At 71.7% G+C, this 11,893-nt stretch carries 12 protein-coding genes; 9 read left to right on the forward strand and 3 right to left on the reverse strand.

Translation table 11 applies throughout. The features are described 5' to 3' along the window. The first annotated feature begins 79 nt into the window (after positions 1-79). Both rlmN and D7V80_RS26275 read left to right on the forward strand, forming a co-directional pair. Complete coding sequence (gene rlmN / locus D7V80_RS26270) at positions 80-1,156, forward strand: 23S rRNA (adenine(2503)-C(2))-methyltransferase RlmN (protein WP_014394035.1); 1,077 nt, start codon at positions 80-82, stop codon at positions 1,154-1,156. 200 nt (positions 1,157-1,356) lie between these two features. Beyond that, on the forward strand, positions 1,357-1,743 hold the full coding sequence (locus D7V80_RS26275; protein ID WP_014394034.1) for a hypothetical protein: 387 nt from the start codon (positions 1,357-1,359) through the stop codon (positions 1,741-1,743). 3 nt (positions 1,744-1,746) lie between these two features. Here D7V80_RS26275 and D7V80_RS26280 read toward each other — a convergent pair whose 3' ends face one another. Continuing rightward, positions 1,747-3,357, reverse strand: a complete 1,611-nt coding sequence (locus D7V80_RS26280; RefSeq protein WP_120590773.1) for an adenylate/guanylate cyclase domain-containing protein — start codon at positions 3,355-3,357, stop codon at positions 1,747-1,749. 33 nt (positions 3,358-3,390) lie between these two features. Next, complete coding sequence (locus D7V80_RS26285) at positions 3,391-4,245, reverse strand: metallophosphoesterase (protein WP_120590774.1); 855 nt, start codon at positions 4,243-4,245, stop codon at positions 3,391-3,393. Between the two features lie 92 nt (positions 4,246-4,337). On the opposite strand from D7V80_RS26285, the gene gluQRS reads away from it, so the two are divergent. From gluQRS to D7V80_RS26320, 7 genes are all read left to right on the forward strand, one after another. Next, a complete protein-coding gene (gene gluQRS / locus D7V80_RS26290) occupies positions 4,338-5,276 on the forward strand; it encodes a tRNA glutamyl-Q(34) synthetase GluQRS (protein WP_233585734.1) in 939 nt (312 codons plus the stop codon). Positions 5,277-5,435: 159 nt separating this feature from the next. Then, complete coding sequence (locus tag D7V80_RS26295; protein WP_120590776.1) at positions 5,436-6,383, forward strand: hypothetical protein; 948 nt, start codon at positions 5,436-5,438, stop codon at positions 6,381-6,383. Positions 6,384-6,618: 235 nt separating this feature from the next. Further along, positions 6,619-6,948, forward strand: a complete 330-nt coding sequence (locus D7V80_RS26300; protein ID WP_233585735.1) for an AgmX/PglI C-terminal domain-containing protein — start codon at positions 6,619-6,621, stop codon at positions 6,946-6,948. Positions 6,949-6,993: 45 nt separating this feature from the next. Continuing rightward, the gene (locus D7V80_RS26305) at positions 6,994-7,833 is read left to right on the forward strand and encodes a GNAT family N-acetyltransferase (RefSeq protein WP_120590777.1); all 840 of its coding nucleotides are present in this window, start codon (positions 6,994-6,996) and stop codon (positions 7,831-7,833) included. Positions 7,834-8,039: 206 nt separating this feature from the next. Further along, positions 8,040-8,489 (forward strand): hypothetical protein, encoded by a 450-nt coding sequence (locus D7V80_RS26310; protein ID WP_120590778.1) that lies wholly within the window; start codon positions 8,040-8,042, stop codon positions 8,487-8,489. 85 nt (positions 8,490-8,574) lie between these two features. Then, the gene (locus D7V80_RS26315; RefSeq protein ID WP_120590779.1) at positions 8,575-9,243 is read left to right on the forward strand and encodes a hypothetical protein; all 669 of its coding nucleotides are present in this window, start codon (positions 8,575-8,577) and stop codon (positions 9,241-9,243) included. Positions 9,244-9,339: 96 nt separating this feature from the next. Further along, positions 9,340-9,966: a tRNA-(ms[2]io[6]A)-hydroxylase gene (locus D7V80_RS26320; protein WP_120590780.1), complete on the forward strand. Its 627-nt coding sequence runs from the start codon at positions 9,340-9,342 to the stop codon at positions 9,964-9,966. Between the two features lie 3 nt (positions 9,967-9,969). Here D7V80_RS26320 and D7V80_RS26325 read toward each other — a convergent pair whose 3' ends face one another. Then, a complete protein-coding gene (locus D7V80_RS26325; RefSeq protein WP_120590790.1) occupies positions 9,970-11,766 on the reverse strand; it encodes an SLC13 family permease in 1,797 nt (598 codons plus the stop codon). Between the last annotated feature and the right edge of the window lie 127 nt (positions 11,767-11,893).

Genomic DNA, 11,893 nt, shown 5'->3' on the forward strand with positions numbered 1-11,893 from the left:
CCTGCACGCTCCCCCGTCCGCCCCCCAGGCCGGCGGACCCGGGTGCGCCCGCGCCGGGTGTGTTATCCCAGGTCCCGTCATGCCGGACGCCACCGTCAACCTCTACGACCTGCCCCGCCCCGCGCTGGACGCGCGGCTCGCCGGCTGGGGCTTCAGCCCCCAGTACCGCGAGCGCGTGTGGACGGGCCTGTACCGCGACGGAGTCACCGCGCCAGGCGACGTGAAGGGGCTGCGCCCGGACCTCCAGGCCACGCTCCAGGAGCGAGCGCACCTGGGCACGCTCGCCACGCACCACGAGAGCTTCAGCAGCGACGGGCTCACCCACAAGCTGCTCCTGCGCCTGCACGACGCGCAGACCATCGAGACGGTGCTGATGCGCTTCAAGGGCCGCGCCACGGTGTGCGTGAGCACGCAGGCCGGGTGCGCCATGGGCTGCGTCTTCTGCGCCACCGGCCAGATGGGGCTGTCACGCCACCTGACGCCGGGCGAAATCGTGGGCCAGGTGCTGCACGTCACGCGCATCCTGCGCGCGCAGGGGGAAGCGCTGCGCAACATCGTGCTCATGGGCATGGGCGAGCCCCTGCACAACTACGAGCACACCATGGCCGCGGTGGACATCCTCGTGGACCCCAAGGGCCTGGCGCTGGCGCCGCGCTTCATCACCCTGTCCACGGTGGGCGTGGTGCCCGGCATCCTCCGGCTCGCGGACGAGGCGCGCCCGGTGCAGCTCGCGGTGAGCCTCCATGGCGCCACGGACGCCGAGCGCGCCGCGCTGGTGCCCGCGGGGCGCCGCTGGCCGCTCAACGAGCTGATGGACGCGTGCCGCTACTATGTGGCGAAGCGCAAGCGCCGTATCTTCTTCGAGTGGACGCTCATCTCCGGCCGCAACGACACCGCGGAGCACGCGCACCATCTGGGACAGCTCCTGCACGGGATGGACGCGCACGTGAACGTCATCCCGCTCAACCCCACGGTGGGCTACGACGGCGGCCCCAGCGTCCCCGACGCGGTGCGTGCGTTCCAGGACGTGCTCACGTCGTACGGCGTGCCCAGCACGGTGCGCCAACGTCGTGGCATCGACATCGACGCGGGCTGCGGCCAGCTCAAGGCCGCCGTGGAGCGCAAGCCCCGCCGCTCCCTTCCCGTCGCTTCCTGAGCACCGTGCGGGGTCGAGCGGAACACCCCCCGACCTGACGTGTCACCCCGAAGCGCTAGTGTCCGTCCCGCACGCGCGCACGTAACGAGGTGTGGGCAGCAAGCGGATGTTCATGGGCCCTTGCATGGCATGGGCTCGTGGGCACATTCTTCAAGACGGCTTCCACGCAACCCCAACGGCTTCTCTGGCGGAGGTGGGCAATGCTTTCCATCCAGGAGCACGGCACGGTGGAAGAGGCGAGCAGCAATCTGCTCGACTTCATCCTGATCCCCGACAACTGGCTTGAGCAGGCGCCCCCGCAGCCCGAGGGCTCCTCCACATGGCCGGCATCGGATACCCAGTACCAGCGCCGCGTGGGCCCGCTGCGCATCTGTGCGTCGGTGGACGTGGCACCGTCACTGGACGTGACGCTCCACATCGCCTTCCGCGCGCCGGGGCTCACGCCACTCAAGGCGGCGGACCACCTGGAGAGCTTCCTCAAGCAGCGCCTGCCGCTGACGCCCAACAGCGAGTGGCAGGTGGAGGTGGACGAGCGCCGGTGGATCCACTTCTCGCGGCGCTACGCGGGCACGCACCTGCTGGCCTGACGGTTACGGCGCCAGCCGGTAGTGCCGCAGCGGCTGCGCCACGTTCTTCACCGGCGTTTCCGTGAGGGGGCCAAACTGGAGCTTGCGCACGAAGGGCTCCTGCGACTGCTTCAGCGCTTCGTGCACGCTCTCCATCACCAACGTCTCGCGAAAGCCCGCCAGCGACTGCAGTCGCGCGGCCTGGTTCATGCCGCTGGAGAACGCGGTGTAGTTGCGGTTGGGCCCGAAGAGGCCGCAGTTGGCGGTGGCCAGGTTCACGCCCACCGCCACGCCCAGCCCCGGCAGCTTCACCCGCCGGCACAGCGCGGCCACCTCTTCGCGCTCGCTCAGCTCCGCGGTGAAGGACTGGATGTCCTGCGCGGCGCGCACGGCGGCCTCCGCGCGGCGCACGCGGTCCGTCTGGAAGAAGGGCGGACCGAAGAGGCCGATGACGCAGTCGCCCACCATCTTGTCGAAGACGCCACCACGCGCCCAGATGCAGTCCACGGCGCGCGCGCTCCACTCGTCCACGAAGCGGCCGATGCTGCGCGGGCTGTCGAAGCCCTGCTCGCAGATGCGGGTGAAGCCGTTGATGTCCGCGAACAGGATGCCCACCTCCTGCTCCTGCGCGCGCAGGTGCCGCGCGTAGTCCGGGTCCTCCAGGAGCGCGTCAATGGCCACCGTGGGGAAGAACTGCGACAGGTGGATGCGCTCGCGGTTGTAGTCCAGCAGGCGCTGGCTCAGCGTGGAGGCCAGCACGCGGATGAGGTCCATCGCGTACGCGGAGAAGCCCTCGTTGCTCCAGACGACGATCTTGCCCAGGGGCTCGCTGCGCGTGGCCGCGGAGATGAGCACCGCCTCCGTGGTGCGCCCGTCGAACAGGCGCTTGAGCACGCCCGCGTCCCCGTGCAGGAGCCGCGTGCCGTGCTGGTGCAGCAGTGACTCCAGCTGCGAGCCGGGCTGGTCTCCGCTCTCGTACTCCAGCTGCCCGTGCCGGTACGTGCGGTAGTGCAGCACGTGCGGCTGCACGGCGTCGCGGTACAGCAGGAGGAAGCCCGGCAGCCGCACCCGCTGCGACAGCGTGCGCACCGCGTGGTCCATGCCCGCCTCGAAGACGGGGTTGGCCAGGTGCTCGTTGCACTGGAGGATGAGCTGGTGCTTCTCCGACGCGGTGTGGACCAGCATCAGCACCGTGTCCAGTTCCTCCGCCACCACGTCCAGCGCCCGCGCGCGCTTCGCGGTGGTGCTCGCGTCGCCCGGCGGCCCCGCGAAGAGCACGCCCAGCGTGCCCACCGGTGAACCCGCCACGTCCAGCGTCTGGATGAGCAGCGTGCCCGTGTCGAGGACGCTCAGGCCCACGGGCCCCGCGAGAAGACTTCCGGCGAAGACGCCGCCCCAGTCGCCCTCGCTCCAGGTCTGCTCCACCAGCTCCTCGTCGCGCGTGGTGACGGCGATGGCGCGCGCGCCCAGGTGCGCCAGCAGCGTGGGGAAGCAGCGCCGGAAGCACTGGGTGAGCGTCTCGCGCTCCCGCAGGCTCTCCTCCAGGAGGTCGTCCGTGACACGTCCCAGCTGCCGCAGGTAGCGGTACTCCTCCAGGGACAACTCAGCGGGTGGGGACGGGGTCGCCGGGGTCATGTGCGCCCCTTGTACCGCCGCCCGGGGGGACTGTCACAAGGCCGGCACGTGCTTCGTGCCGCCCACGACGACGCCGTCCTGGACCTCGATGAGCCAGTAGCCCTCCTTCCCCGCCTGGGTGGAGGAGCCCGCGCCGAACAGGTGGGGCCGGTCGTGGGTGGCCGGGTGGTGGTAGCGCTGGTGGATGTGGCCGTGGAGCACGGCGAAGCGAGGGCCCGGCAGGAGCTTCAGGAGCGCGTCCGCGTCATGCAGGCCGTGATGCCAGCCGTCCGCGTGGTTCGCGGAGCTCCGGGGCGCGTGGTGCACCACCACCAGGATGGCGCGGCCGTCCAGCCGGGCGTCCTTCAGCAGGGCCGCCAGGCCTTCGAGCTGCGCGGGGCCCACGGTGCCGTAGGACAGGCCGGGCGAGGGCAGCGGGCGCGCGGAGCACAGGCCCACCACCGCGGCGCCCTCCCCCACCAGGCGCACGAAGGGGAACGCGCCCTCGCGGCGGTACTCGGGCAGGTCGCTGTCCAGCAGGTCCCCGAAGTGCTTCGCGAAGCGGCCGTCACGCGCGGCGCCAGGGGTGAAGACGTCGTGGTTGCCGGGGATGACGGTGCAGCGCGCGGGCGTGGGGGCCAGGGGCGCGAGCGCGGCGCGGGCGGCGCGGAACTCGCCCTCCAGGGCGTAGGCGGTGAGGTCGCCGGAGAGGATGAAGTGGTCCACGCCGTGCGTGCCCGCCTCGCGGGCGATGGTGGACAGCGTGGCCTGCGCGTTCCGGTAGGCCTTCGCCCGGCCTCCCGCCGTCAGCTCGACGAGCGCCACCCAGCGGCGCCAGCCCAGCTTGCGCAGCGGCAGGGCGAAGTAGTCCTCGGTGATGTGGACGTCGGAGCAGTGCAGGAAGCGCATGGAGGGAGTCACACCCGAAGGAACGGAAGGAAGCAGCGGGGCATTCTCTCCCAGCGCGCGGTGCGGGCGGGGAAGTTATGGTTGCCGCCACGATGCGAGGACGCTTCGCCCCCAGCCCCACTGGCCGCATGCACCTGGGCAACATGAGAAGCGCGCTCCTGGGCTGGCTCCAGGCCCGGGCCGCGGGCGGCGCGTTCCTCTTGCGCATCGAGGACCTGGACCGCGCGAGATGCCGCCCCCAGTTCCTCCAGGACCTCTACGAGGACCTGCGCTGGCTGGGCCTGGACTGGGACGAAACACCGCTCATCCAGAGCGAGCGCGACGGCGTCTACCGCGAGGCCCAGGAGAAGCTCGCGCGCGAGGGGCTCATCTATCCGTGCTTCTGCACGCGCGCGGAGATCGCCCGCGCGGCGAGCGCCCCCCATGGCCTGTCCGACGAAGGCCCGCGCTACCCCGGCACCTGCGCGCACCTCACCGCCGAACAGGTTTCAGAACGTGCCCGCACGCGCGCCCCCGCGTACCGCTTCCGCGCACGCGAAGGCGAGGTGCGCTTCGTGGATGAGCTCATGGGCCCGTACGTCCAGGACGTGCAGGCCCTGGTGGGGGACTTCGTGGTGCGCCGCAACGACGGCGTGGCCAGCTACCAGCTCGCGGTGGTGGTGGACGACGCGGCCAGCCGCATCACGCACGTGCTGCGCGGGGACGACCTGCTGCCCTCCACGCCCCGGCAGCTCCAGCTCTACGCCGCGCTGGGCCTGAGCGCGCCCGCGTTCCTCCACGTGCCGCTGGTGATGGGGGAAGACGGCAAGCGGCTGGCGAAGCGTGATGGAGCGTTCGCGCTCGCGGAGCTGCGGGCGCGCGGCCGGCCTCCCGAGCACGTCCTGGGCCTGCTCGCCGCATGGAGCGGCCTGGGCGACGGCGGCCCGGTGACGCTGCCCGCGCTCGTCGCGCGCTACCGCACGGCCGCGCTTCCTCGCGAGCCGGTGGTGGCGCGCGAGGCACTGCTCCTCGACGCGCTCGGCCTGCGCTGAGGCCACCCGGCCTTCCGCCCCACCCTGCGGGACGGAGCGGCCGTGAGGCGGTGAAATGAACTGGCTTCCCCGGTGCACACCTTCACCCCAGACACGTCCGTCCGGGCCGTGCTTGCGAGCACGGCTTCGGCGACTCACGGGAAGCGAGGGTGAAGTCCAATGGCAGCCATTGTCGAGAGCGAACGCGCCGGCATCATCCCAGCAGTGCCGGGCAGTGCGTACAAGCTGAGCTGGGGCGCCATCTTCGGTGGCACCTTCGTCGCGCTGGGCGTCTGGATATTGCTTTACACGCTGGGCCTGGCGCTGGGCCTGTCGTCGGTGAACCCCGCCGATGCGTCGAGCGCGAAGTCCGCGGGCATCTTCACCGGCATCTGGAGCGTGCTCGTCCCGCTGGTCGCGCTCTTCGTGGGCGGCCTGGTGGCCGCGCGCAGCGCCGGCATCGTGGACAAGGCGGGAGGCGCCATGCACGGCGCGGTGCTCTGGGGCCTGACGACACTCATGGGCGTCGTCGTCCTGGGCATGGTGCTGTCGAGCGTGGTGGGCGCGGTGTTCAGCGTGGGCAAGTCCGCGGTGAGCGCGGGAGGCTCCGCCGCGATGGGGGCCGTGACGGGCGGCGGCGGCGCGGCGAAGGCGTTCGGCCTGGACGCCAACGACGCGCTCGGGCCGGTGAACCAGCGTCTCCAGCAGGAGGGCAAACCCGCCATCACCGCGAACCAGCTGGAGGCCGCGACCAAGGACATCGTCACCGAGGGCGTGCGCCAGGGCCGCATGGACCGCGAGCTCCTGGTGAGCAACATCGCGCAGAACACCAACCTGTCGCGACAGGACGCGGAAGGCGTGGCCGACCGTGTGCAGCAGCAGGTGGACCAGGCCAAGACCAAGGCCGGCGAGGTGGGCCAGCAGGCACAGCAGGGCGCGCTGAAGGTGGCGGACCGCTCCGGCCGCGTCTTCTGGGGCATCTTCGCGGGCCTGCTGCTGGGGCTCGTCGCGGCGGTGCTCGGCGCCACGCTGGGCGTCAGCCGCAAGCAGCGCATCCGCGCCGAAGGGGCGGTGGTGACGCCTCCGACGACGACGACGCCCACGTCACGGCGCGAGGTGTATCCGTAGCCTCGGGCGCTCGCGTGCATCCCCGCTTCCCGGCCCCCCGGGAGGCGGGTATGACACGCGGGCACCCGGCCCATGGCGTCCTCGCACCGCACCTTCGTCCGCTGGCTCCTCATCCCCGGCTTGAGCCTGGGCCTGTTCCTGCTGTTCACGCTGGGAGCCGCATGGGTGACGCGCTTCACGGACGCACCGGAGCTGCCTGAACCGGCCGCGCCGCGTGGAGGTGGTGGAGCCGGTGGTGGAGTCCTCCTCCGGCCGCATCGACGCGGAGGACCTGCGCCTGGCCATCCAGTCCGTGACTCCGCTCGTGCAGCAATGTTTCCAGGACGCCGCACAACGCAACCGGGGCACACACGAAGTGAAGCTGCGCTTCACGGTGGAGGGCGAGGGCTCCGAGGGGAAGATGAACCGGGGCGAGCTCGTCTCCAGCACCATCCCGGACCCCATGGTGCAGGCGTGCGTGCTGGATTCGCTCCTGGACGCGCGCTTCCCGGCACCCCACCTGGGAGGGTCCGCGACCGTGCTCCATCCATTCCGGTTCACCGTGCCTGGGGACGCTGGCCCGTGAGGTCGGGTTGCGCGTAAGGTTCAGGCCCCCTTCGGCCCTCCGCGCATGCCCGTCACCGTCGAACAGCTCGCGCCTTCCCACACGGACGCCCTGCGCGCGCTCCTGGCGAAGGATCCCGTCCACAACCTCTACCTCCTGGGGTTGCTGGAGGAGTTCGGCATCGCGGCGCCGGAGCGCCAGGCGGCCTTCTCCTTCCACGGCCGCTTCGACAGCGGCGTCCTCACCGCGGCCGTCTTCGTGGGCGGCGAGGGCGGGCTGGTGGTGCCCAGCGCCAGCGACGCCAGCGCCACCGGCGTCATCGCGGACGCGCTCGCCGCCAACCTCAAGCTGCGCTCCACCGTGGGAGACAAGGCCTCCGTGGACGCGCTGGTGCGCAGCCTCTGTGAAGGCAAGCCGCGCCTGTCCCGCACCCAGAAGCTGTTCAGCGTCTCCGCGGACGACCTGGGCCCCTTCACCAACCCCACCCTGCGCCTGGCCCGCGAAGAGGACGTGCCCCGCCTGCTGCCCCTGGCCCAGGGCTACGTGCGGGAGATTTTCGAGCGGGACCCGCTGTCCGAGGACCCCGCCCACTACGAGGCCCGCGTCCTCCAGCGCGTGCGCCAGCGCCGCACCTACGTGCTGGAGGAGGGCGGCGAGCTCGTGTTCAAGGTGGACATCGGCTGCCGCTCGCAGTTCGGCGCGGAGCTGGAGGGCATGTACACGCCCCCGTCCCGCCGCCGCCAGGGCCACGCCACGCTGTGCCTGGGACAGATTTCCCGGCACCTGCTGTCCTCGCTGCCCCGGCTGGCCATGCGCGTCGACGAGCGCGACGAGAGCACCGCCCGCATCGCGCGCAAGGTGGGCTACCACGCCGGCCGCACCCAGCGGCTCGTGCTCGTCGAGTAGCGCCGCCGGGCCCGCGTAGCCGCGGGGGCAACACAGGCAACACCCAGGCGTTGCCCCCGGAACAACACGGATTGTCATCAAGACATGCAAACATCTGAAAACACGCCATCCCAGACGAGGGCATGGCGTTTGCTCCCCTGCGGCGTGGCGCGCGTTCGCGTGCCCGGCGGCCCCAGTCACCGCCGCATCCCCAGGGAGCAAGTTCGATGAAGGGTTTCCAGACGTTGGCGAAGGTGTGCGCGTTCGGCGTGGTGGCGTTGAGCGCCGGGACCGCGGCCGCGTGGCAGTACTACCCGGGCGCCGCGTTCAAGGCCGCCTATGCGTCCGACGCGTCGTGCTTCAACGTGAGCAGCTACTCCGCGCTGGTCAACAACTGTACGACGACGCGTCTGGCGATCGCCACGGTGCCCATGTGGACGACCGGCTACCACCCGACGACGGTGCAGATCTACGGCAACAACAGCTGGTGCGAGACGACCACGGTCAACGGCGTGGGCAACGGCGCGCACCTGGGCACGGCCACGTACACGGTGGCCGGCCCCATGACGTGGCAGACCATCAACACGGGTGACCGCTACGTGTGGGAGGACTTCGCCATCGTCTTCCGCTGCGGCCTGCAGGCGGGCGGTGTCATCGGCGGCTTCACCATCGACTGATGAAGCACGGGGCCGCGCGAAGGCTTCTCATTCCTCCCCTTCGCGCGGTCCTTCTCTCCTCACCCCCAAGCCCCGCGAGCACCCGATGTCCTCCAGGCTCCAGACCGTCCTCGCCATCGTCAACACCGCCGCCATCGCGGGCGTGGGGCTCACGCTCGCCAGCCACCAGCGCGCCTCCGACGAGGCGATGGAGGAGCTGCGGACCCAGGTGCACCGCGCCAACGCGAGCACCGACGCGACCCTCGCCGACCGCCGCGTCGCCGCGGAGGCCGCGATGCGCCTGTGGGCCACCAACGCCGCGCGCCCGCCCGCGGGCCCTCATGCACGGCCCGGCGCTCCGGAAGCGACCCCTTCCGGTGAAGCCGTCGCGGCGGAGGACTCCGGTGACGACGTGCCCCCGCCTCCGCCCATCCGCCCGCCACCGGCCTCGTTCGAGCAGTCGCGCACCCGCGTGTTCAACGCGTTCGCCGCCGAGCCGGTGGACGGAGACTGGAGCGCGCGCGCGTCCCGCACGCTCGACGACGCGTTCCGCGCGCACCTGCCCACGACCTCCCGCGTGAAGTCGCTGGAGTGCCGCGCCACGCTCTGCCGCGTGGAGCTGGTGCACCGGGCCCAGGCCGACCACGGGGCCTTCCTGATGAGCGGGCTGCGCACGTGGCCGGGCTCCGTCTTCATCGCCAACGAGGCGCAGGAGGGCAACGACTACGTGGTCACCCTGCTCGCGTCGAAGGAAGGCACGCGCCCGCCGCTGTAGTCCGGCCGCCCCCGGCTCGGATGGCGGGCAGGCCCGGGCGGCCCCGCGACGGAATGCGCACGGCGGCCGGCGGATGCCCTACAGTCCGCCGTCGAAATGAGCAGCCGCCCCACGCCCTCCCGCCGTCCCCTCTCCGGAGCGGGCCCCGTCATCCTCCACGCGCCCACCGACCCCGGCTGGCTGCCGCTGGCGCTCGCCAACTTCGACGCGGTGCTGGTGGACCACGCCCACTGCGAGAAGAAGGCCGCCGCCAACGCGCTGTCCATGCTCCAGGCCTACCCGGACCTGCCGGGCCTGCCGTCGCAGATGGCGCGCCTGGCCCGCGAGGAGAGCGCCCACCTGGCGCGCGTGCTGGACCTGATGGCCGCGCGCGGCCTCACGCTCACCAAGGACGCCGGGGACCCGTACGCGCAGGGCCTGCAGAAGCACGTGCGCACGCCCGCCCTGGAGCGGCGCGTGGACCGCCTGCTCGTCGCCGCCATCATCGAAGCGCGCTCGTGCGAGCGGCTCTCCCTGCTCGCGGAGGGGCTCACCGACCCGGCGCTCGCCCGCTTCTACGGCGAGCTGGCCCAATCCGAGGACGGCCACCAGTCCCTCTTCCACCGCCTGGCCGTCACCGCGTCCAACGGGGACGAGGCGACCGTGGACGCGCGGCTGCAGTACCTGCTCGCGCAGGAGTCGCGGGTCCTCGCGGACGTGGGGCTGCGCGCCGCCATCCACTGAAACCTAGTGGAAGGGCCACACCACGGGCACGGCGAGGACGAGGAACACCACCAGCACCGCGGTCAGCGGCGTGCCCAGCCGGAAGAAGTCGGTGAACCGGTAGTGCCCGGGCCCGTAGACGAGCACGCAGCTGGGCTCCAGCGGCGTGATGAACGAACAGCTGGCGGCCAGCGTGACGCCCATGGCGAAGGGGCGCACGTCCACGCCCAGCTGCGTCGCCGCGTTGAGCGCCACCGGCAGCACCACCAGCGCCGCGGCCTGGTTGCTCATGGGCGCCGACAGCACGATGGTCAGCACCATCAACAGCGCCAGCACCGTGCGGGGGCCGCCGTACGCGCCCAGCCGGGCCACGTGGTCGCCGATGAACTTCCCCGCGCCGCTCACCTCCATGGCCAGCCCCAGCGCCATCATCGCGCCGATGAGCAGCACCACCCGCCAGTCCACGCGGAACGCGGTGCGCGCGTCCACGCACCCGGTGGCGATCATCAGCAGCATGCCGGTGAGCCCCGCCAGCGACAGCGGCACCCAGCCCAGCGAGCCCGCCGCCAGCGAGCCCAGGAAGATGACCACCGCGAGCAGCGCCTTCGCGTAGCGCGGCGGCTCGTACTCGTGGCCCTCCAGCACCATCAGCGTATGGCCCGGCTCCAGCTCCGCCACCCTCTGACGCGGGCCGCGCAGGAGCAGCACGTCCCCCACGGACAGGGGCAGCGTAGACATCGAGTGCTCGTCCCACGCGCGCCCCAGGAGCTGCAGCTTGGTGAGCCGCTGGATGGCGGGCCGGCGGTGCAGCCCCAGCGCCAGGAGCCCGAAGCGCTCCACGAACAGCGTCTCCCGCAGGCTGCGCCCCACCAGCGGACTGTCGGGCGGCACGCTCGCCTCCACGAGCATCGACTCCGGCCCCTCCAGCTCCGCGTCCGACAGCCGCACGTCCGGCCGCAGCGCGAGGCCCCGCAGGTCCTTCACCCGCAGGATGTCCTCGCGCTTGCCCTCCACCAGCAGCCGCTCCTCGCCCGTCAGCACGTAGGACGGCTTCGCGTTGAGCGTCTCGCCACCGAGCACCACGCCAATCACGCGCAGGCCCAGCCCCTTCGTGAGCTCCGCCAGGGGCTGGCCCACGTAGCGCGACTCCCCGGGCACCACCGCCTCCGAGAGGTAGTCGCGCAGCGCGAAGCCCTCCGTGCCCGGCTTGCCCTCGCGCGAGGGCAACAGCCGCCGCCCCAGCAGCACCACCACCGCGATGCCCAGCAGCACCACCGGCAGCCCCACCGGCGCAAGCTCCGCCACGCCAATGGGCGCCATCCCCTGCCGCTTCAGCGCCGCGGACACCACCAGGTTCGTGGACGTGCCGAAGAGCAGCACCGTGCCGCCCAGCATGGACGCGTACGCCAGCGGCAGCAGCACCTTGCTGCGCGGCACCTTCGCCCGCTGCGCGGCGCCAATGGCCACCGGCAGGAAGGCCGCCGTCGTCACCGTGTTGGAGATGAACGCGGAGAACACCGCCACCACGCCCATCATCGCCAGCACGAACGCCTGGTGGCCGAAGCGCGCGAAGAACGCCATCCGCTGCCCCACCATCTGCACCACGCCCGTGGCGGCGAGCCCCTGCGTCATCGCCAGCAGGGTGAAGATGAAGATGACCGTGTCGTTGCTGAAGCCCTCGAACGCCTGCGCCGGCGTCAGCACCCCGGACAGGGCCAGGAGGCACACCACCACCAGCGAGGTGAACTCGATGGGGATGGAATCCACGGAAAACAGGACCAGAGCGACGACGATGACGGCCAGGACGAGGGCGATGGACATGGCGAGGGTGCGCACCCTCAACCTGGGCACGCCGCGCTGCGCCGCCAGCGTGTGCCGCACCGCGCCGTTTTCTGATGAGCGACCGGGCGCTGATAAGTGGAATTAGGCCAAAGCGGTCGAAAGTCCG

Source organism: Corallococcus sp. CA054B, from assembly GCF_003611625.1.
GTDB classification, from domain to species: domain Bacteria; phylum Myxococcota; class Myxococcia; order Myxococcales; family Myxococcaceae; genus Corallococcus; species Corallococcus coralloides.

Bases quoted from the DNA above. Each gene is read 5' to 3' on its own strand.
- rlmN (WP_014394035.1), top strand. From the start codon at position 80: ATGCCGGACGCCACCGTCAACCTCTACGACCTGCCCCGCCCCGCGCTG.
- D7V80_RS26275 (WP_014394034.1), top strand. From the start codon at position 1,357: ATGCTTTCCATCCAGGAGCACGGCACGGTGGAAGAGGCGAGCAGCAAT.
- D7V80_RS26280 (WP_120590773.1), bottom strand. From the start codon at position 3,357: ATGACCCCGGCGACCCCGTCCCCACCCGCTGAGTTGTCCCTGGAGGAG.
- D7V80_RS26285 (WP_120590774.1), bottom strand. From the start codon at position 4,245: ATGCGCTTCCTGCACTGCTCCGACGTCCACATCACCGAGGACTACTTC.
- gluQRS (WP_233585734.1), top strand. From the start codon at position 4,338: ATGCGAGGACGCTTCGCCCCCAGCCCCACTGGCCGCATGCACCTGGGC.
- D7V80_RS26295 (WP_120590776.1), top strand. From the start codon at position 5,436: ATGGCAGCCATTGTCGAGAGCGAACGCGCCGGCATCATCCCAGCAGTG.
- D7V80_RS26305 (WP_120590777.1), top strand. From the start codon at position 6,994: ATGCCCGTCACCGTCGAACAGCTCGCGCCTTCCCACACGGACGCCCTG.
- D7V80_RS26310 (WP_120590778.1), top strand. From the start codon at position 8,040: ATGAAGGGTTTCCAGACGTTGGCGAAGGTGTGCGCGTTCGGCGTGGTG.
- D7V80_RS26315 (WP_120590779.1), top strand. From the start codon at position 8,575: ATGTCCTCCAGGCTCCAGACCGTCCTCGCCATCGTCAACACCGCCGCC.
- D7V80_RS26320 (WP_120590780.1), top strand. From the start codon at position 9,340: ATGAGCAGCCGCCCCACGCCCTCCCGCCGTCCCCTCTCCGGAGCGGGC.
- D7V80_RS26325 (WP_120590790.1), bottom strand. From the start codon at position 11,766: ATGTCCATCGCCCTCGTCCTGGCCGTCATCGTCGTCGCTCTGGTCCTG.